Genomic DNA, 20,370 nt, shown 5'->3' with positions numbered 1-20,370 from the left:
TCTCTCACCTCTTGCCTCCTTGCATCTGAGGTAGCCTCTTCCTCCTAGAGAAGGCATAACTACCCACACCTACTATTATACCTGCGGCTGCTGCAGCTGCGAACAACGTAGTACTAGGAATTGTGGGAGCGTTTGGTGGAGCATAGAATGGTTCATATAGATCTGGAAATCCTGGAGCAGTACATGCGATACATACACCGCCTCTAGTACATCCGCCAACTCCACCCACCCATCCTAGTAGAGGTGCTGGGCTATTGGCCTCAGTACCCTTACACCCAAGGCTGTATGTGCATTGAGGGTCTCCAAATTCATAGGCAAAAATGCCCTGTGCGAAGAATCCCGCCCTAGGGCAGTTCTGATGGGTCTCATTTCCATAGAAGAATTTTGGTCTATTGAACACGTCAAGATCATCGGCAGGATTAGGACCTAAACCTCTCAGATAAAGCACTGCGGAGACAAGTGTACGCATAATCCAATCTCCGGCAGGAGGATCTGCAGCTATGGAAATTATTGGTAGACCCGCGGTAGAAAGCCAGTGATAGCTGGGCCCAGGCCAAGAAGTGTTAACTGGGGAATTCGTGACTGAGTATATGTCTTGGTCGATTATATCTGGTGCTAAATCCTGTGTATAAACTTGGTGAACATAGTATGGAAAGCCATAGATCCCTCTGTACGGGTCGTCAAGCATTCCCATGGCATATGTGGGACTTCTCTGCCCTAACCCATTTGTAGTAGCTGGAATTCCACCATAAGTAGCGCAAGCCCCAGTTGCTACTACAGCCGCAGCTTTCTTCATAAGATTGAAGACAAACTCGTCGCATAGCAGAACGCTTCCGTCTGGTTTCCTTCCCGCTGAACACCAGAAGGATCCACTTGGCTTCTTATAGTAAACGCCGAATTCGTCAAACATAGTCCCCTCGACTACCAGGACGAATGGATCTAACTCCCCATTTAATGCCATCTCCATGGTTGCATATGCCATGTTATCCTGAGGCATTAGTATGGGGTGATAAACCAGGTTTATCATTCCCAGATCCGGAATGCTTGGCTGCCTTAATGTTATGGGCTTGCCGTTGAAGTACACTCCTGTTACCACATCCTCCACTGATGGGTTCATTGCATCTATGAAAGCTATAGTATTACCTCCGCACCACCCATTACCCGTCCATACTATGTTTATTGGTTGATCCGCTTCCTGAGCCTTAGACAATAGTTCTTCGTATGAGAGGCCGGATAGGGCTAGACTTGTACCTAGGGCTGTCACGCCCGAAACTTTTAGGAAGTCCCTTCTTGTTAGACCCATATATACCACTTTATCTGGTATAGTTTGTTATACCATATTTATAAACTTTTTTCATTAAACTTCTCAATAGATCTTTTACATGGTAATTAAGATAATCATGTGTACAACGAGATCAACATTATAGCAAAATTAATGAAAGAGATATAAAGAATCAACCCCTTATGTAACATGGGCCTTATAATGGACGTGACATCAGAATGGAATAGACTCTCTGATATAGCGGGTGAGATTGGGGCTAGAGCTGTTATATTATTTGATTCATTTTTCCATCCATTCATGGATAAATATCTTGATATTTTAAAACGCAACTATGTGAAGGCATTCATAGAATGTTTCCCCTCAGGAATATTGCTTCGACAGATTCTCAACGAGAAGATATCTATTGGAAGACTGGTACTGGATAAAAGCCCCACTATGGTGTCCCTCCCCTCTGTGGATATGAAGGTGCTCAAGGAATGGGATATCTTGCTTGTTAGGAAAACCTTCATGGAAGTGAAACCTGCACTTGTGTTTAAACATGTTGAAAAATGTGGGAAGTTCATGATTCCTGACCCAGAGTATTATGTTCTAGGAAAAGTAGGAATTGATTACATCAAAAGGAAATGCCAAGATAGCGTGGACGTAATAATAGCAAAGGATTACAGGGAGATACCGAGAGCAATTTACGAAGGAGTGGCGGAAATGGGAGTCATATGGTCGCATGATAACATGAGCTTGGAGTTAAGCAGGAGAACTCTAGAAAAGGGAATAACGATGGAGGTAGGTGTAATAAAGGGTGCTGACGAGATGTCCATGAAGGCATTTAATCTACTCTTCTCAGAAGAGATGATGGAGGTCACCAAGTCCTTTGACGTTAAATGGATTGGGAAATAGGTTAGTCCCTCCTCCTAAGGTAGCCGCTGTGGGATATCTATACCAAGGGGATTATGCAATACCTATCTTGGCAATGGAGGAACTGAGAAAAGAGGGAATAGATGTCCTAGACCTCAGTCTCGGTGCACTAAAGGGTAGTTCTGAGTTAGGGTTCCTTAATCCAGGTTCTCTTATTTTAATGGCCGCAGAAAAGAGAGGCAAACAGGAATTGAGAGTCTATAGACCAAGAATAGCTAAGGGAGCTATGGAAACTTGGCTAGAGATATATTCCAATGTCAAGGGGTATTATATGGATATAAATTCGTTCCTTAAGGTGGGAAGCTCGCTCGGAGTGCTTCCTGATATGGTTACTGTAGTTGAGTGCGAAGTGAATAATACCGAAGGATTTGAATTGAGCGCTTGGGGTCGCGAGTGCTTAGAATTGATGAAGAATAAGACTAAACAATTACTAAATATCATGGACCACTCAATTTCTGAAATGGAAATAGAGTAAGAAGCTAATCAGATAGCCTGTTTTATTCTATCTTCACAGGCTAAAAGGAGATGATTTTCGGCTTATCATAAAAATAACCTTAGAACGTTGGACGAAACATGGGCTATTATGCATGGAAATACACCGAATCTTTTAGATATAATTCCAAGAAATATTCCTAGTATAAAGGTATAAGCAACGAACACTGGTCCATCGAGAGCGTGATTTAGGGACCATAGAAAGGCCTGAATATAGTTATCATACTTCCCAGTCTCCAATATGTAGTCTCTATAGATAAGCTCCTCACATATTCCTCCGATAACTGCCGGGGTTACAAGGAGAGGATACCTGAATCCTATTGGTAAGGGAGGAGGAAACGCGATCATGAGTAATATAACTGGAATGGAAAGTGTCATTCCCTTATTTATACGAAGATTAGCTTTCCTGCGAGTTATCAGCCTAGCAACATAAAGACCAACCATTTCCCCTATCACGACAACTATGGCTCCTGCGTATAAGCTTCTTGAGAATGAGTATGCGAGGAGTTCCCAAGGAATTACAGCTAATGGTAAAACCAATCCCGCAAATATAGACGAGACCCTCATCCCTACTTCATCTCTTGATTTCTTCTTTACTCCATTTTCTGAAGAGAAGGAAAACATAGATTAACGGGAGTACGTTAAGGACATCGGATATGGACAAGCCTAGAGTAAAGGATTTCAAAATAGGTACATCGTATAGCGATTGAGGAACCTGCAGGAACGTGGATGAAAGGAATCCAGCAGTAAAAAGGGCTAGATATATGGCAGTAAGGGCAATTTTTCTCTGTTTAGATAAATAATATATCAGTCCTGCCTCGGTTAACTGACCCAATATTGGTACAAAGAGCAAAATCAGTAGATACTTTAATCTAGATGAGATAAATTGCAAGAAATTTAAAATAACAATCATGTCTATAAAAAATGCAAGTAAATAGTTAATGAAGGAGAAATACTGAAAAAATGAAACAAATATGTTTGGATAAAACAGGATCAATGTGACTTCAAGTGTAAATATTACTTGACCGAGGATGATGGATATCAAATAAAAGTCACGTATGTTCATTCAACATCCACACCAACAAACCAAAATCTGCTTGATTGAAATATGTAAAATTCCAGTATCTAGTCGAAAAATAATTAGCTATCTGCTTCGCTGGTTCCATTAGACCTAGTTTCACTAACCCTTGGCCTAAAATAGAATTATCAGTTATCAACTTGAACCTGCCTATTCCATTTGATAGCGCGTGAGGTAAACTAACGTCATAAAACGCGTCCCCTCCGAAGAACTGATCAAAGGCCACCTTTACTACTTCTTTTCCCTTACCTAGAGAAGAGAGGAATCTGATCAGATACGCTAAGTCTAATAGAAATGGATTCCCATCCCCTATTACGTGGGAAGGCTTGAGCAATGAAGATAGTCTTTCAGCTTCGTCTCTAAAACTTTCATCGTTCGTGAACTCATATAGGTAAAACATTGCCTCCCCTATTAAGCTGTTAACCGTTAACAGCGGTTTCCCAACCATTCCCTGTGAGGTTTCAGCTATTGGATAGAAGTCTCCTTTTTTACTTCTCATTAGCCACTTGCCGGTTTCCACAGCGTAATCGAGATAGTAAGTATCCTTGGTTTTCGCAAACGTCTCGAGTAAGGCTATTATCATTTCCGCGTTCAGATCTAATAGCTTTACTTTATAGGGGTTTTTCCAGTCATAGGTTTTAGAGAACGCATAAAAACCATTATCCCAAAGATTGTAAATTACAGCGTCGAGGGTGTATTTTACAATCTCCATGGAATATGAGTCTTTAAATCTGAGAAGAAACCTAAGCACGTTGGGCAAATAATACTTGGGTTCTTTTTCAAATCCACCCTGGTAGATGTCAAAAAACGAGATGCATTTAGACCTGATGTCATTTAATATGTTCTCATGTCTCTCGTTTTGCAAGACATAGTTAGATCTAGGGACCTTACGCAAGTCCCTGTTAAATTTAGGAGAAACCAGCTTACCTCCTCCAAGAGATAGGTCTAGTGCCATGAGAAGGGTCTCTCTTATCTTCCACTCTTCGGAGAAACCGTATAATCCACCCACAACATTTCCCTCCGTCACTATGGCTAAGCTGGGGTAAATCTGTGGCGAATATCTAATGGCGATGTCTGGTCTCTCATCAGCATTAACGCTCGCATATCCAAATCCTTCCCAATCCTCTATCTTGCTTAACTCCTTGTATTGGGCACCACACTCCTCGCACCAATCTGTCCAAAAGTAAATAACCTTCAACGGACTCTTGTCCTTGATTATCTCGTTCCACTCCCTAAATCTCATTAAAGATAAATCTATTTCTTCGTTTAAATATTTTCATTATCGATATCTAGGCGATATATCCCTGACCTTAATACAAGGACTAACCCTATCGGATTTGAAGAAAAGTTGAGATGTGTAACGAGTAAAGTAATCCCGTAATAAACACATTAACATGATCAGATAGAGCATGCCTCATCCCGGCAGCCTCCTGCCCAAGAGAGCCATAGCTAGAAAAGTTCTCCATCTAAGACTGATGGACAGTTGGTTATATTTTCCTTTTAATTCTCTCCATTCTAACTTTTTCCTCAAGATCATTAGAAAATTTCTTTACCCATCCTCTCAGTAAGCCCCCGGCTAACCTTTCCATCCAACCTTCATATTCTAGCCTGATCAATACTCTTCCCGGGGTCAAATAGAAAGTGAGTTTACCCGCACCTAGATTCTTCCCCTTGGACAAAGTAAATGGATAGGTTACCTCGTTCTTGGAGATATAGATGTTTCCGCTAACTTCGTGCTCAATGCCTAAGTAGTTGGCGTAGCCTTGAAAGGAGCCACCTAGGATCTTTAATTCTTTTATAGAGGGGAATATTGCAGGTAATACGAAGTATGGATCGGAAAGTATAATTCTAAGAGATTCAACGTCATGACTAGTTCCAACACTTAACTCCAATATCACAAAAATAACCTGTAACTTTTGAATAAAAACCTTTCTACTTCTTGCTTTCCTCGGATTTAGAACTTGAGGATCGACGCAAGATTAATGAACATGGAACCCCTGTCGATACTACAGACATTGTACAAGTATTCTCTTTAGAGAAGCTTGATCTTATAACGCTTGAAATCGCAATCTCTGTACATTATTCTTAACGTCCATTTTATCGTTAACATAAATATCTTGAAATCATGTAGACAAGTATTAATATCATGAAATACAAGATTTGATTAATGTCGGGAATCACTCCGTTCGATGTAAGTCAACAGAAGGGGATAAAATTTGAAAGTACTTCTCTAGAGTACCTAAAACTTTATGAAAGGATCTATTCAGAACTTAAAAAAAGGGATGCAAAAGCACTTCTGTATGGTTCGATCGGGATATTTCATAGGGTTGGGGACAATAAGGAGGCTGTAGAGCTCCTGAAACTGTACAGGAAATCCGGTCCTCAAGATGTTAATGTGTTAGTACCAACCAAGTATAGAGATGTTTTTAAGGAAATACTGAGGGAGCAGGGCTGGACCCCCTATTACCATCTGGAGAGGTTAATGGGGGACATTGCTGGAATGTTCTTTTACGAGAGCTTTGTACTTAAGGCCTACTACATGGATAGGGTAAAATTCAACCATGAGTTCGTGATTAATTGGAATGAAGAATTTTCGATGAATTTGACCGATCTTCTTCTCACGAAACTTCAGATGCATTTTCCCACCGATAAAGACAGCGCCGATATAGGAGCAATACTCATGAAGGCTAACCTCATTGACATTAAAAGAGTAATAGAACAGGTTTCTACAGATGAAGGGTTTTGGAAGGATGCTACTGATAACCTATCTAAAGTGAGGTCACTTGTCGGAAGACTTGAAATGGATAACGTGAAAACGAGAGATCAACTAAGGCAAGTAATAGTAACTGTTACTAAACTTCACGGTGAACTCATGAAAGTGGCTCCTAACCGTCAGTTTAAAGAGGATGATAAGTACTGGTTGGACTTCTAATGGGATGTATATATGCGTGTAGGAAGCTCCCTTTTAGTCTTGTTTTTCTTAGCATGTTCATTGACCTGTTCTTCATGTGTTGGTGTACTTAAATATACGGTAAATTTGGCAACGTCCACTATAGAAAATGGTGGGCCCTATAACACGTTTTCCCAAATTTCTCCCACTCGAATGGTAGCAGACAATGAGGGGAGAATATTCGTTGCTGCGGTCAATACGGTATTCGTGCTAAGTCCCAATGGATCAGTTATTAAAAACATAAACGTAAGTGGGGCGGAATATATAGCATTTGACAACAGAACAAACATAGTATACGTAACTAGTGGCACGCTTCCAATCCATACCATAACAGAAATAAGCGATGCGAATCTAAGTGTCATTCGACAGCTGACCGTATCCGCTTATCCCCTTGCCTTAGCTACTGACCCAACTACTGGAAAGGTCTTTATCGCGATAGGGAATGAAGTGTATGCCCTTAACTCCACTAAGTTGGTTCCGTTATTTAATTTCCTTGGAGTACCTACAGATATGGTAGTCTCCCCATCGGGTAATATTCTCGTCTCTACTTATAATTTTACTGAAAATAAAGGATATATCTTCATGAACTTTCAGGGAAGGACCTATTCCCTCGAGTTGAACACGTTCCCAAACTCTCTCCTTTTAGAGGAGAATGAAATCCTTGTGGGAACAGACGGCTACATCTTGGAAATAAACCTCGCCCTAAATATAGTGGGGAATATATCGCTTTACGGTGGCAAGATAGAAGGAATGGCCTATGACAGTAATAATGATCTGGTATATGCTGCCGTGGATAGCCTTTACGGCCAAGACTACGTTTTGGTGCTGAATAATTTATCACCAATCGGAGAAATAAATGTTGGAATAACTCCCGTAGATGTAGTATTTGATCCTGTGAGCAATTACGTTTTTGTAAGTAATTTCTTCGATGGAACCGTAGCTATCATCTCGCAGGGGTGTCCCACTCAGGTAAACTCGAGCGTAAGTTTACCTATAATCAGGTCTCCAACGGTATCTCCACAAATGCCTGTCATCTCTTCGTTTCTGCCTTTTTATGTAACTTTTGTATTGTTAGCCTTGTTTTCTGCTTTAATCCTGAGAAAATATATCAGTAAGAATAGAGGAGAATAGCATGACAGATGTGGATCGATGTAATCATTTTCACGTAGTCTTCCTTGTCTTTCCTCTCTCATTAGCCAAGGAGCAACCACGGTATTGACCCTATTGCCTCTACGAGAAAAATAAATTCCACCAATCACAATTAAAACTGAGATAGTTAAAGCATAGATGTCGGCAGGAATTCCAAATGCAGGACCAGCATCAATTATCCCCATAATAACAATAAAGAGCATTCCTCCTGCTGCGACTGGAGCTAGTATTCTATAATACCACTCTATTCTCCCTTCCCATGCTATTTTAGAGACTGTAATTGAATCCATAGCAAACTCAAGGAGGAGAAACGCCCCTGCACCCGTGAGCACGATTCCGAACAAACTATCGACGGAAGGGAGCCCTAGCTCCACTCCTTGGACTAAGATCTCGAGAGACGTCATCACCACCACTGCCACCCACGGACTTCCATATTTGTTTAGCCTTCCAAAGATATAGGGTAATAATCCCTCCCTGGAGGCTGAATACCAAACTCTACTCAAGATGAAGGCAGTAAGCCAGAGGGAGCTCGCGGTGGAGCAAATTATTGCGATGTCCATTGCCCACGCATAGTTGGGAATCACATATGAGGCCCAACGAGCCAATGGATCTACTGACGATGATATTGCAGATAGTGGAGTTTCTATGGTCATGAGAGGCATCACTACCATGTAGATGAGGAATACTGAGATCAATCCTATCACGCCAGCACTACCTGGCCAGCTAGTTGGCCTCTTAGATTCTTCCGATGCGTAACTGTCTATCTCCCAACCATCTAGAATCGTTGCCACAATGACCATACTTGCAGCTAGGCCTAAGAAGAGTGGTAAGGAAGTCAAATCCTTAGCACTAAAGAACCATGAGAGATTTATTTTATTCACCGTATGAAAAGGGAGAGAAATGAGCCCTATCACTATGAAGCTCACCATAACTATTAATTCGATAAGCAAGAAAGCCTCGGTGGTTCTAGCTGTAGGTTTAACTCCTAGGACCAGGGGAATTGCTGCCAAGATTGCCCAAATCATTCCGACTATCGAGTCCCAGAACACGCTCATTTCCAGTGACCTTGCAATTAAACCTAGCCTATACAGTAAATCCAAAGTGTATTCCCCCGCAGGTATAATGATTGGTGGTAGGGACAAGAAATATGCCAGAGTTATGATCCAGAACTGAAACCCGCCATACCTTTTTCCCATGAACTTGCTTCCCCAATGATATGAGGCTCCACAGTGAGGAGCTACCCTATTCAGCTTCCTGAAAATGAGAGACGCCATAAGGAAAAACGGAAAGGAAATAACCACGGACATTATGGCCTGGGGACCCACTAACGCCACCATGCTTCCATAGGCCGCTGCAATACTAAATGCGGGGGCGACGCTGGAGGTAGACATAGGGACGAGATCCAGAAAGTGAAGCACTTCCCTTTTCAGCCACTGAACATTCATGGGATCACCTACTTCAGTAATGAGCATGTTAATGGATGATATAATTCTAATAGAAAGAAGAACTGAATTAAACTAAAACGAGCTAGGTATGAATTGGATTCCTTACCTATTGCTACCATCACATAGTCGTGTTTTAGTTCATTTATAAACTTTTGGTATAATAGATTGGATCTCATCTATTGAAATAATTCATTGTGCCGTGGTGTAGCAACGAATGAGTTGCCATGAAAATTCGCGTCTAATTACCTGGACGTCCCATCTTTTTCCATGACATATCCGCAAGCATTACCCCAGTGTAAATCAAGAATGTGGCCGTTCCCATCAGGTACGCTAAGTTGGTCAAGTTGAACCAATAGGCTATTGCCATTCCCCACAGATATTGTGGAACACATAACAATATCACCAACTTTCTATTCGAGATATTTATCCTTGGATTCTGAAACGACATAAAGAGAGTCACTAACGTGGCCATCCCGTAGGGAATCTCATTCAAGGTAGTTGAATAAAATATTCCGGCTAAACTTAGGATAAAATCAGAAGCCAAGAATATCATGTATCTGGACTCGGTTACTTTGCCAGTAATAAACCCGCGGGAAATATAGATAGAAAGCGATAGGGAAAGTAAGGCAATGAACACGCTGGCCTCCCTAATTGGATCATAGGGAAGAGGGAGAATTGAATGGGTCATTTCCGAGGCTATGTTGGGCCCTCCAAGGGCCAATGATGATACAATTAATGGGAAATAATCTTTATTCTTTATAGAGAAATATATTATCTCTGGGAAGATCATAAGGAAAAACATGAAGGAATTGGCAAGTTCAATAACTGCATAAATAACATCCAAGGGAGCAAAGGAGATGGAGGGAATGTCTGTCCCGTAAACCTTTAGGGTAACTATCGCGTTTCCAAGACCCCTAAGAAGGACGTAGTAAAGGAGACTCATTAAAAGTTCACTGGTAAGAAGAGCTACAACGCTGGTTACCTGGGACCTCATGCCGACGTTATATAGGCTGACAGGAATCACGACCAAAATGATGGAAATAGCCACTGAGACTAGGCTAAGGGAAAAGGTTACGAGAAAAGTGGCTGTGGATATGGAGGAAAGAACTAATATCCAGAAATGCAACCCGCCGCTATGATATGCTCTCTCAAAGGATATGCTTAGGATTACTGTCATTCCCACAACATAAAAAATATACGCTCCCACCACAGGTGAAACCATTAAGGCTCAACAAATATCGACTTACCCATTATTTATACGTTGATGGAAGTCAAAAGTAGCACCTACGGTATATTTGAGTATAGCTATTCATTATTGCCCGTGGTGTGGACATGACCTTCACAAAGAGTTACATTTCTTTATTAAATATTTTTTAAAAAAAGAGATGTATGTCATTGGTTATATACATTTATTATCCTCAAAATTAACTATCTATTGATGGAACTGCCCGATAGAAAGAACGTAATTACCCTACTCCACGGGGCTGGAGGGACGTACATGCATTCCCTGATAAGGGACGTCTTTTTGAAGCTAAATGATGGATTTGGCGAGGTGGGACTAGAAATGATGGACGATGCAGCCGTGGTTAATGGAATAGTGTTCACTACGGATTCGTTCGTCATTAGGCCCATTTTCTTCAGAGGTGGAGATATAGGAAGATTAAGCGTGAGTGGCACAGTAAATGATATAGCGATGATGGGGGGAGATCCTCAGGCCCTGAGTCTTGGAGTAGTATTAGAGGAAGGATTCCCCAAGGATATGTTGGAGAAGATAGTTGAAAGCATTAAGAAGACTGCTGAGGAAGCGAACGTCCACGTAGTTACTGGAGACACGAAGGTCATGGAGAGGGGAAACTTAGATAAAATTGTCATTAACACCGCCGGAATAGGTACAAGACCTAGGCAATTGGATCACAACATTGAGACCTTGAGGAAAAGTAGGCAACCTTCCCGCTGGTTAGTTCCCACTAACCTTAGGGATGGAGATAAAATTGTGGTCACCGGTACCCTTGGGGATCATGCCATAGCGGTCCTATCTTCAAGGGAAGGAGTGGGATTTGAGTCAAATGTCATGTCCGATGTTGCCCCTCTCAATAAGATGATCATGAACCTACTGGAAGTAGGAGGAATAGCTGATGCCAAGGATCCAACGAGAGGAGGACTGGCAGATCTGCTTCAGGACTGGTCGGAAAAGTCTGGACTTGGAATCTTCATAAGGGAGAGTGACATCCCAGTGAAGGATGAGGTCAGAGCTGCCGTCGAGTTTCTAGGAATGGACGTTCTAGAGTTGGGTAATGAGGGAAAGGCCGTCTTAGCAGTTTCGCCTGAATATGTTAAGGACGTTATGGACGCGTTACATTCAGATCCGCTTGGGAAGGACGCAACAATAATAGGAGAGGTCAGAAAGGATTTAGAGGGGGTAATAATGGAGACTGTGGTCGGGGGAAACAGGTATGTTGGAAGACCCTTAGGGGATCCAGTTCCTAGAATATGCTAGGTGAGTGAAATGGAGAAGTTGATATGCATTATATGCAAGTCCGAACTTCCGATCCCTACGCATTGTGGAATGAACATGAAATACCTTCAAAGGGGTAACTTCAGAAAGAAGGAAATATTGAGATGTGAAGTATGCGGTAAGGAAATTGAGATGCCTAAACATTGCCACGCTCCGATGATATATTTTGACGAGGACTACTTCCCCCTCTACGAGCTTAGCGAAGCTGAGAAAGAGGAACTTAAATCGGTCTATGGTGAGTGAAATGTGTGTTGCCTTTCCTGGAAAAGTTATCGAAATATCAGGTGATTTTGGGAAGATAGACTTCGGAAACGGAACAATAAGGGACAATATTCTCCTGTCACTGGTTAATGCTCAGATAGGGGACTACGTGCTGGTTCATGCAGGTTATGCCATACAAGTAATAGACGAGGACGAGGCCAGAAGGACGATAGAGATATGGAACGAAATGACCAAGGATCTGTCACACGAGAAGAAGAAACAAGATTTTTACGAAATTATAGGTGGTAGCGAATGAGCGAGTACTTGTCATTGCTAAAGTATTACAGGGATCCGACACTAGCTAAAGCCCTAAGATTGAGAATAGAGGAATTGGCGAAGAAAATCCAGGAAAACATAATGATAATGCACGTGTGTGGAAGCCATGAGTGGACAATAACCCACTATGGTATAAGATCTCTCCTACCTGAAAACGTGGAGGTTAGGGCAGGCCCTGGTTGTCCTGTCTGCATAACGCCTGCTACTGACATAGATGACGCTGTCAAGCTCGCCATGGATGGCGTAGTGGTAACGACCTATGGTGACATGAGCAGAGCCAGGGGTACAAAAATGTCTCTAGAGGAGGCTAGAGCTATGGGAGGAGATGTGAGAGTGATATATGGGGTGCAAGATGCGGTGAAGATGGCTAGAAGGGAACCAAACAAGGATTTCCTTTTCTTCGCAGTGGGAATGGACACTACGGCCCCGGCCACTGCCTTTGAAATGATGAAGGGTGTTCCGGACAACCTGAGCTTCCTTGTTTCCTATAGATATACCCCGGCTATTCAGGGCTCAGTAATGGATTCGAATGTCTTAGGGATAGATGCCTTCATATCTGCGGGTCATTCGGTAACTGTGACTGGACTTAGACCTTATTACGAGTATTTCCTGAGATCTAAAAAACCCATGGTAGCTACTGGGTTTGAACCCATAGATGTACTTATGTCCATTTACATGATTCTAAAGCAAATTGATGAGGGTAAACCAAAGATAGAGAATGAATACACCAGATCAGTAACTTGGGAAGGTAATGTGAAGGCACAACAGGTTATGGAAAGAGTTTTCGATCTAGAGGACGGATATGTTAGAGGAGTTGCGGTTTTCCCTAAGGCGGGATTCAGATTAAAGGAGGAGTTCAGTAAAAAGGATGCCAGAGTTCAATACGGCTTAAAGGACAGGACGAAATCTAAGGACGAATATGTAGCTGGCGCGAGATGTGGAGAGGTCGTTATGGGACTTATAGATCCTCCAGAGTGTCCATTGTATGGGAAAACATGTAAGCCTGAGGATCCGAAGGGAGCTCCAATGGTATCACAGGAAGGAACCTGTTGGATCTGGGCAACGCATAGAATTGTTAATGTTAGCCCTAGATGTAGGAGGTAAAAAAATGGTATACATGTTAGGTAACACGTATTGTAGACTTTGCCAAACTAATGATGAACAGCTTAAACGAGCCCTAGTTCTCAGCGTGAGGACAATGTATTGGAGGGGGATGGTGAGTAATGCGGGGGGTAATCAAAGCGCCAGACTACCAGGTTCGGATAAAATATGGATAACCCCCTCGGGTTATCCCAGATCTGAACTTGAACCTGAGGATCTAGTACAGATTGATTTGGATGGGAATGTTATAAAGGGAGACTTGAGGCCGTCCATTGAAGTAAATATGCACCTCCAGGTTTACAAGAATAGACCAGACGTCAATGCGGTTATTCATGCCCATCCTCCCTATACCATGGGAGCTGCCCTTTCCGGATATCTTGAAATTACACATGGCGAGGCTGCGGCTATACTGGGAGATATAAAGATAATACCGTATTCCCATCCAGGGACAGTGGAGTTGGCTAGAAATGTGGGAGAGGCAGTAAGAGGAGAGGGGGCCAAAGTACCTAGAATCGTGATCCTGATGAATCACGGTATCATTTCAGTGGGCGCTTGTGTTCATGAGGCGCGGGCCTTCGCAGAGATAATGGAAGAATGGTCACGATTTAACGTAGCGTCTTTGGCCTTGGGTGGAATTAAGTACAAGCTTTCGCAAACAGATTTAAGAAAACCTGGAGCTAGGTATATAAGGGCGGTGAAGTTTGGGGGAAGACCTGGATCTCATTGAAGCTTTGAGTCATGTAATAGAGCCTGAGAGCGGGGTTCCTGCCGTTAAACTGGGACTGTTGAGGATAGAAAGATCTGAAAAGCTGAGGATTATTTACACTCCTCCGTCTCCGTTTGTTCCACCTATACTTGTAATAAAGGTGGCAATGGATATAGCCAGGAGGATACAGGGAGCTGAAGTAATTGTAGAGAGATATTTCTTGGGGAAGGAGATAAATGAAAGAATTAAGAGGCTAGGCAACAATGGATCAATATAATTATTTACTGTCTAAATTCATTCTTCAATTTGCCAAGGAAAGCGATGACGAAGTTATCGCCTTATCATTCTTGCTAAGTAGCGTCATAAGATTAGCCTTGGCCATAATGGATATCCTAGATCCGGAAATCGAGTTAAGGGAGGATGTAGTTAAACTGATAGAAGAGTCTGGTCTTTACACAATTTTCTCTGATATCTTAGACGAAATGTTCTCATTAGTTTCCAATGGGAAAACGGAAAGAATCGCTGAAATAGTAAACAGGTTAGACAATATCTTTGCAAAATACTCCGATCTTGATGCAAACAATATCCAGCATTCTCAGCTATAATTTTTAAGCTGTTAACCAGTTGTAACCTATGGATTGTTGCCTCAAAGATGACGGAGATCTTTGCACCACATATACACCCGCAGTATACGATTTGATAACCAAGAAATATACGTTAAGTATCTTAGTACTTCTAGACAAATATGGAAAAATGAGATTTAGCGAAATACTAAGAAAGGTAGATGGATTGACACAAAGGGCTCTATCCATAAGACTCAAGGAGCTAGAACATAACGGTATTGTGCAGAGAGAGGTTGTCAATAGTAGGCCTGTTGCCACTATCTATTCTCTCACTGTCCAAGGAAGGGCAATTAAGAATGCGATGTTAATTCTCTTGGAACTCTCGAACTTGATTAGCCCTAATTCCCCGAAGGACTATTTCTGTTGACCGTTATTAAGCACTGGTTCCGCCGAACTACCAAGTTCCTTTAACATGTACCTCAAATAGGCTAAGGTCTTCTTAACATCTGGATCATCAAGGGACGCTAGGAATTCCACAATGTTAGATTGTCTATTACTCCTAACCATAGCTTCGGCAGCCTTTGAGAGACCTGAAGTTATTACATCTAGTACGCCATTCTTGTCGAGAATTGTTATTACCTTTCCTATCTTGTCTAAGTGCTTAGCGATGGCGATTAACCCGTTGGTAAAGTCCTCAGAGTCTACCTCACCCCTATCTATCATGTCCTTAAGGGTGCCGAGCATTTCGACGATGGCCCTATATGTACTTGATCGCAGAAAAGATCTAACTTTCTCCTCGTCGCTAACAAAATCCAATACACTATCTAGAATTCCTGTCGAATTTAAGTATGCAACTATCTCCTTTAATTTTTCTACTCCTTCCCTGTAGTCATCGTCTCTATTTGACATATAAATATATTCGAACCCTAGTATTTAAAAATTTTCGTCAAAAGAATAAAAGTTGAAACATTTAATGGGGATGCGATAATGTATTCAATAATGATATAGTTTATTCACCGCACCCAGCCAATTTTCACTTTTTAAATCATTGCGTGAATTACCAACACACCTGTCGTTATACATACATAAAATATTAGAAAGACGATATGAGGCAGTTCACATCTAGATAAAAACTAATTCGCATAAAATCACTTGAGTTTATGCACTCCAAATTCTGGTAACATCCCATTAAACTAAACCTTATTATTTTTAGGAGTTAGTAGATAATAATGAAGAACCTCTTGTGGCTACAAGGGGGAGCGTGTGGAGGGAATACTCTCTCTGTCCTAAACGCATCTGATCCCGATATACTATCCTTCCTCTATCAGAACAATGTGAAACTTCTCTGGCATCCGTCGCTCTCACAGGAATGTGGCAGGGATTTAAAGAAAATATTAGAATCGATAATCGAGGGGAAAATAAATCTAGATATTCTCCTTTTTGAGGGTTCTATTGTGAGGGGACCTGCAGGAAAGGGCACATTTAATATGTTTGCTGGAAAGCCAATGATGTGGTGGGTCAGGGAAATTGCACCCCAAGCAAACTACATTGTGGCTGTGGGTGACTGCGCCAGCTTTGGTGGAATACCTGCAGCAGATCCGAATCCAACCGAATCAACCGGGCTGCAATTTCACAGAAAGGAGATGAGCGGTTTCTTAGGAAAGGATTTCAGGTGTAAGTCGGGGCTTCCAGTTATAAATCTCTCAGGTTGTCCAGTTCATCCTGAGTGGCTTATCACTACCTTGACACTCATCCTAAGGGGAGAGATGAATCAAGAAATGTTAGATGAATTTAATAGACCTAGAATATTTTACGCCACAACTACTCAATTCGGTTGTCCCAGACAACCATATTTCACTTATAAAATATCAACTAAGGAATTTGGACATAAAGAAGGATGTCTGTTCTTCGATCTAGGATGTAGGGGATCATACACTAGAAGCTCGTGCAATAACATTCTCTGGAATAATCAGAGCAGTAAGACCAGGGTTGGCACACCGTGTATGGGATGTACAGAATTTGATTTTCCAACCTTTAACTTTTTCAAAACAGAGAAGAACAGATCAGGAATTCCAAGGAGATTACCCTTGGGTGTTTCCAAGGGGGCATATGTAACCTTTGCAGCGATAGCTCGGGGAGCTGCTCCACAGTTCTTGGAGAGACCACTGATAAGAAAGAAGGGAGATTGGATTGAATGAGAAAGTAATAAGTCCACTCAATAGGGTAGAAGGGGACTTGGACCTTAAGGTAGTTTTTGAGGGAAAGAAAGTTGTAAAGGCCTTTCCCATGTCTAGGCTGTTCAGGGGAATAGAGATAATCCTTAAGGGAAAATTCCCCATGGATTCCTTGGTTATAACCCCGAGAATATGTGGTATATGCGGGGGTTCACATCTGCTTTCTGCGGCGAAGGCCCTAGAGATGGCCTATGGGGCGAGTGTTCCGCCCAACGCTGTGAGGTTGAGAAATGTGATGACGTTAGCCGAAATGGGACAAAATGACGTCAGACATACCTACCTCATGTTCCTTATAGATACGGTCAATCTGAAATATGAAAAGATGGGGTTTTACAGGGACATAGTGCTTAGATGGGCTCCATATCTAGGTCAGTCATACAAACAGGCAGTAGCCTGGTCTAAAAGATACACCGAGATCTATGCAATATTTGGTGGACAGTGGCCACATGGTTCAGCTATGGTTCCAGGAGGCGTTACCACTGATCCGCTCAGCAATGACATAATAAAGGCCAAATCTATTCTCGCATCTATTACTGCAGAGTTCCTGGAAAAAGTGATTCTGGGAGGTCCCCTAGACCAGTTTCTCCAAGTGAAGAGCAAAAGGGATCTGGACCAGTGGGCCAAGGACTATCCCAATGGAGATATTTCCAAGATCTGGAACTACGGGCTAGAAATGAAATGGGATAAGATAGGTAGTGGCTCACAGTACCTCATGAGTTACGGACATGTGACGCTTCCAGAACATTATGACCCCGCATCACACGTAGAAAAAAAGAGGTTTAGGGAGGGTTTACTGGATCTTAGGACTCGCGAGATTCATCAAATTAAAGAGGAGAACATAGTGGAGTTTGTTTCCCACTCTTTTTACTCCTATGAACAGGGAGATAAGGTTGGGCTTCATCCTTATAATGGCGAAACAACGCCCCTACCACCGGAATCCAAGGGAAAATACACTTTTACCAAGGCTTTTAGATATAAACTAGGTGGGAAGTACGTGGCTCCGGAAGTTGGAGCCTTAGCAATGATGGTAGTAGCAGGAGACCCATTAATGACAGATCTAGTTTATAGGATTGGAACCAGCGTTCTCGCTAGGGAAATAGCTAGAATTGTTAGACTCGCCCGAATCCATGAGATCATGAGAGAGGAGTTGGAAAGCTACGAGTACGATGAAATTACGTACATAAAACCTGAGGAAAAACTATCTGGAAGAGGTTATGGTCTGGTTGAGGCGTCCAGAGGTTCCCTAGGTCACTGGCTCGTGATAGAAGAGGGAAAAATTAAGAACTACCAGGTCGTTACACCAACTCAGATTAACATGGGGCCAGAAGATCCCTTCGGTAACCCAAGCCATTTATCCATAGCACTTCAGGGAACAGAGGTGGAGAATCCCAACAATCCCATAGAGGTAGCTCATATTGTCAGGTCACATGATGCATGTATGGTATGCAACGTTCATGTCTTAGACGGCGGAAAAGAGATACTCTCGATGAGACTATGAAGCTCGTAGGTATAGGAAACGAGATCTTCGGTGACGATGCGGGGAAGATTGTGGAAGAGTTCGGAGGTACATTTGTTGGATCTAACTTGGAAGCCCTTGAAGGTTTTATGGACGATGAAGTAATTATAGTAGATTCCTCAAAGTCAGTTAAGTTCTTAGTTGTGGGACTCAAGGACCTTTATCCTGGAATACTTTCCTACTCCGAGTTGGAAGACTACTTAATTAGAGCAAGGTTAAGGGGAAGGAAGGGAGCGATAACAATAGTAGCGTTCTCCCCTGAGTACAGGGAGGTGGCAAGATGCTTTCTGAGCTGCTTGCTCTCGAAGAAATAAATGTGGCTCCTAGAAGGAGGGAGGAGCTAGTCATGGAAAAGGTAGATGTGGAAAAGTTGATAGAAGATGGATTAATAAAACAAGAGGGCCAATTTTTATACCTAACCGAAAAGGGACTTAGGGAACTCTCAAAACTCTATGGTCTCCTTGACGCGTTACAGACCATCTATATGAACATGGCATTTAATAAGGAGACTAGAAAGGAAGAGATAGGAGAGAATACCCTCAAGGACTTACTCTCGGCAGGACTAATTGAGGTAAATGAAAACACTATTACGCTTACCTTTGAGGGTATTAAACTGGTTGCTCAGAGAATTGTGGAGAAAATGTCTAGGGCTCACTAGATTTTCACCCCAAAAAAAGGCAACAAGGACCCATACCCTGTATTTCAGGTAAAATTCTAGAGTTAAACTGAGTAATCCAACAAGTCAGCAAAACCCTCCTACTCTCTTGGTAAATAGGTATTTGTCATCCAGATAAACCTCAACATTAGTAATGAAACAGGAATCCAAGGAGCTCACGGCTAGGGAAATCTCCCACGGATTTCTATAGTTACGAACCGGAATTCCCAAAACGGCATTTTCCAACGCTCCTCCAGGAGAGGCATTAAATGTTGTGGGTTGAATCACTCTGTACTCAACCACCTTGTCCTTTACCTTCACCTGATGAACTAGAACTCCCCTTATGGACTCTAGATATCCAATTCCATCTCCGCGTATATGCAATCCTTCGGACTCAATTTCTAGATCCTGTAAACCAAGTATCAATTTAGCTGCTACCCTAACTCTAGCCAATTCCCTCAATAGAGGCGATGGTCCCATATCCCTATGTAGTTTAACTATCATGTCGTCAAATGTGAGAGCTTGTGCCAGCGGTCCAACTTCAACCAATGTCCCGTCATACAATACCCTATCACCCTGGTCATCTATCTTGGAGACATCCAGTTGGGCCCACGCTGACGCGTATCTTCCTAAACCGGCTCTCCAGTACTCCGCATTAAGATATCTAATATCCCCTCTAAGCTCCTCTAGCTCTTTAATACCCAAGAAGTCCTGGAGACTCATGCCCAGCATGTCGCTTTCGAGGAAACTTATTACATCCTTCAGTTCCTCCCTGGTAAAGGATAGCTTAGTGCCCTTTTTGACGTAGTCCACTGAGGGCCATTTTCCGCCTATTTTCTCCATTATAGCCCTTATTTTTCTGCTTGCGTGGGATACCTTCCTGAATTTCTTCCCCCCTGGAAACTCATACTCTACCCCACCCAAATACGGCAGCCAATACGCGTAGGGATGTTTTATGTTACTTTCGATTATCTCTAGACTCACCATTAGATTTCCTATAAGATCCAAGTTATTGTTTCCCACAGCCTTGATGTAGGCAAAGGTATGGGACTGCGCGCATGTAGAGAGTACCCTAGGGATAATATCTGGGAGTTCCCTCGGATCCTTACCGATAAACATCCTTTCGTATCCCCTCAGTTTATTTCCAGATGACTTGGCATATACTACCTTACCATCGCTAATTTTCACCTTTAGATCGATAGTATCTAATGCTAATGGATTTAACATTAAAGTAT

At 42.3% G+C, this 20,370-nt stretch carries 24 protein-coding genes; 16 read left to right on the top strand and 8 right to left on the bottom strand.

What is annotated here, in order from left to right:
* Positions 1-4: 4 nt before the first annotated feature.
* Positions 5-1,303, bottom strand: coding sequence for an NADH-quinone oxidoreductase subunit B family protein (locus tag MSED_RS04795; RefSeq protein WP_012020903.1), 1,299 nt, complete (start codon positions 1,301-1,303; stop codon positions 5-7).
* Positions 1,304-1,651: 348 nt separating this feature from the next.
* Between MSED_RS04795 and MSED_RS04790 the strand changes: the two genes are divergently transcribed.
* Together MSED_RS04790 and MSED_RS04785 are read left to right on the top strand one after the other, a co-directional pair.
* Positions 1,652-2,176, top strand: a complete 525-nt coding sequence (locus MSED_RS04790) for a hypothetical protein (RefSeq protein WP_148305096.1) — start codon at positions 1,652-1,654, stop codon at positions 2,174-2,176.
* Positions 2,166-2,669, top strand: a complete 504-nt coding sequence (locus MSED_RS04785; RefSeq protein ID WP_144418834.1) for a hypothetical protein — start codon at positions 2,166-2,168, stop codon at positions 2,667-2,669. The genes MSED_RS04790 and MSED_RS04785 overlap by 11 nt, the downstream gene beginning before the upstream one ends.
* A gap of 65 nt (positions 2,670-2,734) precedes the next feature.
* Here MSED_RS04785 and MSED_RS04780 read toward each other — a convergent pair whose 3' ends face one another.
* From MSED_RS04780 to MSED_RS04765, 3 genes are all read right to left on the bottom strand, one after another.
* Positions 2,735-3,310, bottom strand: a complete 576-nt coding sequence (locus MSED_RS04780) for a CPBP family intramembrane glutamic endopeptidase (RefSeq protein ID WP_225938863.1) — start codon at positions 3,308-3,310, stop codon at positions 2,735-2,737.
* Between the two features lie 428 nt (positions 3,311-3,738).
* The gene (locus tag MSED_RS04770; protein WP_012020898.1) at positions 3,739-5,007 is read right to left on the bottom strand and encodes a thioredoxin domain-containing protein; all 1,269 of its coding nucleotides are present in this window, start codon (positions 5,005-5,007) and stop codon (positions 3,739-3,741) included.
* A 244-nt stretch (positions 5,008-5,251) separates the two neighbouring features.
* The gene (locus tag MSED_RS04765; protein WP_012020897.1) at positions 5,252-5,662 is read right to left on the bottom strand and encodes a DUF3211 domain-containing protein; all 411 of its coding nucleotides are present in this window, start codon (positions 5,660-5,662) and stop codon (positions 5,252-5,254) included.
* A 269-nt stretch (positions 5,663-5,931) separates the two neighbouring features.
* Here MSED_RS04765 and MSED_RS04760 point away from each other — a divergent pair, with 269 nt between their 5' ends.
* Both MSED_RS04760 and MSED_RS12150 read left to right on the top strand, forming a co-directional pair.
* The gene (locus MSED_RS04760; protein ID WP_012020896.1) at positions 5,932-6,696 is read left to right on the top strand and encodes a hypothetical protein; all 765 of its coding nucleotides are present in this window, start codon (positions 5,932-5,934) and stop codon (positions 6,694-6,696) included.
* A 171-nt stretch (positions 6,697-6,867) separates the two neighbouring features.
* Positions 6,868-7,845 carry a YncE family protein gene (locus tag MSED_RS12150; protein WP_144418748.1) on the top strand — a complete coding sequence of 326 codons (978 nt, stop codon included), beginning with the start codon at positions 6,868-6,870 and terminating at the stop codon, positions 7,843-7,845.
* Here MSED_RS12150 and MSED_RS04755 read toward each other — a convergent pair.
* The gene (locus tag MSED_RS04755) at positions 7,767-9,308 is read right to left on the bottom strand and encodes an APC family permease (RefSeq protein WP_012020894.1); all 1,542 of its coding nucleotides are present in this window, start codon (positions 9,306-9,308) and stop codon (positions 7,767-7,769) included. The genes MSED_RS12150 and MSED_RS04755 overlap by 79 nt on opposite strands.
* Before the next feature lie 238 nt (positions 9,309-9,546).
* Entirely contained in the window at positions 9,547-10,530 is a 984-nt protein-coding gene (locus MSED_RS04750) for a hypothetical protein (RefSeq protein ID WP_012020893.1), read from the bottom strand.
* Positions 10,531-10,746: 216 nt separating this feature from the next.
* Between MSED_RS04750 and hypE the strand changes: the two genes are divergently transcribed.
* Genes hypE through MSED_RS04710 form a run of 8 tightly spaced genes read left to right on the top strand, consistent with a single transcriptional unit; the run spans position 10,747 to position 15,157 of the window.
* Complete coding sequence (gene hypE / locus MSED_RS04745) at positions 10,747-11,805, top strand: hydrogenase expression/formation protein HypE (RefSeq protein WP_012020892.1); 1,059 nt, start codon at positions 10,747-10,749, stop codon at positions 11,803-11,805.
* Positions 11,806-11,814: 9 nt separating this feature from the next.
* Positions 11,815-12,066, top strand: a complete 252-nt coding sequence (locus tag MSED_RS04740; RefSeq protein ID WP_048806915.1) for a hypothetical protein — start codon at positions 11,815-11,817, stop codon at positions 12,064-12,066.
* Position 12,067: 1 nt separating this feature from the next.
* Positions 12,068-12,340, top strand: coding sequence for a HypC/HybG/HupF family hydrogenase formation chaperone (locus MSED_RS04735; protein ID WP_012020890.1), 273 nt, complete (start codon positions 12,068-12,070; stop codon positions 12,338-12,340).
* A complete protein-coding gene (gene hypD, locus MSED_RS04730) occupies positions 12,337-13,464 on the top strand; it encodes a hydrogenase formation protein HypD (RefSeq protein WP_012020889.1) in 1,128 nt (375 codons plus the stop codon). Before MSED_RS04735 ends, hypD begins: the two co-directional genes overlap by 4 nt.
* A gap of 4 nt (positions 13,465-13,468) precedes the next feature.
* Positions 13,469-14,188 carry a class II aldolase/adducin family protein gene (locus MSED_RS04725; protein ID WP_012020888.1) on the top strand — a complete coding sequence of 240 codons (720 nt, stop codon included), beginning with the start codon at positions 13,469-13,471 and terminating at the stop codon, positions 14,186-14,188.
* On the top strand, positions 14,163-14,444 hold the full coding sequence (locus MSED_RS04720; RefSeq protein ID WP_012020887.1) for a hypothetical protein: 282 nt from the start codon (positions 14,163-14,165) through the stop codon (positions 14,442-14,444). The genes MSED_RS04725 and MSED_RS04720 overlap by 26 nt, the downstream gene beginning before the upstream one ends.
* A complete protein-coding gene (locus tag MSED_RS04715; protein ID WP_012020886.1) occupies positions 14,431-14,772 on the top strand; it encodes a hypothetical protein in 342 nt (113 codons plus the stop codon). The genes MSED_RS04720 and MSED_RS04715 overlap by 14 nt, the downstream gene beginning before the upstream one ends.
* 28 nt (positions 14,773-14,800) lie before the next feature.
* Positions 14,801-15,157: a winged helix-turn-helix transcriptional regulator gene (locus MSED_RS04710; protein WP_012020885.1), complete on the top strand. Its 357-nt coding sequence runs from the start codon at positions 14,801-14,803 to the stop codon at positions 15,155-15,157.
* Here the strand turns inward: MSED_RS04710 and MSED_RS04705 are convergent.
* Positions 15,145-15,639 (bottom strand): hypothetical protein, encoded by a 495-nt coding sequence (locus MSED_RS04705; RefSeq protein WP_012020884.1) that lies wholly within the window; start codon positions 15,637-15,639, stop codon positions 15,145-15,147. The two genes, MSED_RS04710 and MSED_RS04705, sit on opposite strands and share 13 nt — an antisense overlap.
* Positions 15,640-15,959: 320 nt before the next feature.
* Between MSED_RS04705 and MSED_RS04700 the strand changes: the two genes are divergently transcribed.
* The 4 genes from MSED_RS04700 to MSED_RS04685 are packed head-to-tail and all read left to right on the top strand — an operon-like array spanning position 15,960 to position 19,138.
* The gene (locus MSED_RS04700) at positions 15,960-16,928 is read left to right on the top strand and encodes an NADH-quinone oxidoreductase subunit B family protein (protein ID WP_012020883.1); all 969 of its coding nucleotides are present in this window, start codon (positions 15,960-15,962) and stop codon (positions 16,926-16,928) included.
* Positions 16,921-18,462 carry a nickel-dependent hydrogenase large subunit gene (locus tag MSED_RS04695; RefSeq protein ID WP_012020882.1) on the top strand — a complete coding sequence of 514 codons (1,542 nt, stop codon included), beginning with the start codon at positions 16,921-16,923 and terminating at the stop codon, positions 18,460-18,462. The genes MSED_RS04700 and MSED_RS04695 overlap by 8 nt, the downstream gene beginning before the upstream one ends.
* Positions 18,459-18,794 carry a hypothetical protein gene (locus MSED_RS04690; RefSeq protein ID WP_012020881.1) on the top strand — a complete coding sequence of 112 codons (336 nt, stop codon included), beginning with the start codon at positions 18,459-18,461 and terminating at the stop codon, positions 18,792-18,794. Before MSED_RS04695 ends, MSED_RS04690 begins: the two co-directional genes overlap by 4 nt.
* On the top strand, positions 18,761-19,138 hold the full coding sequence (locus MSED_RS04685) for a hypothetical protein (RefSeq protein ID WP_048060028.1): 378 nt from the start codon (positions 18,761-18,763) through the stop codon (positions 19,136-19,138). The genes MSED_RS04690 and MSED_RS04685 overlap by 34 nt, the downstream gene beginning before the upstream one ends.
* 84 nt (positions 19,139-19,222) lie before the next feature.
* On the opposite strand, the gene MSED_RS04680 is transcribed toward MSED_RS04685, so the two are convergent.
* Entirely contained in the window at positions 19,223-20,362 is a 1,140-nt protein-coding gene (locus tag MSED_RS04680) for a nickel-dependent hydrogenase large subunit (RefSeq protein WP_012020879.1), read from the bottom strand.
* Positions 20,363-20,370: the final 8 nt, after the last annotated feature.

The organism is Metallosphaera sedula DSM 5348, from assembly GCF_000016605.1.
GTDB classification, from domain to species: Archaea; Thermoproteota; Thermoprotei_A; order Sulfolobales; family Sulfolobaceae; genus Metallosphaera; species Metallosphaera sedula.
The sequence above is the reverse complement of the archived record's forward strand: the minus strand, read 5'-3'. Positions and strand labels throughout refer to the sequence as shown.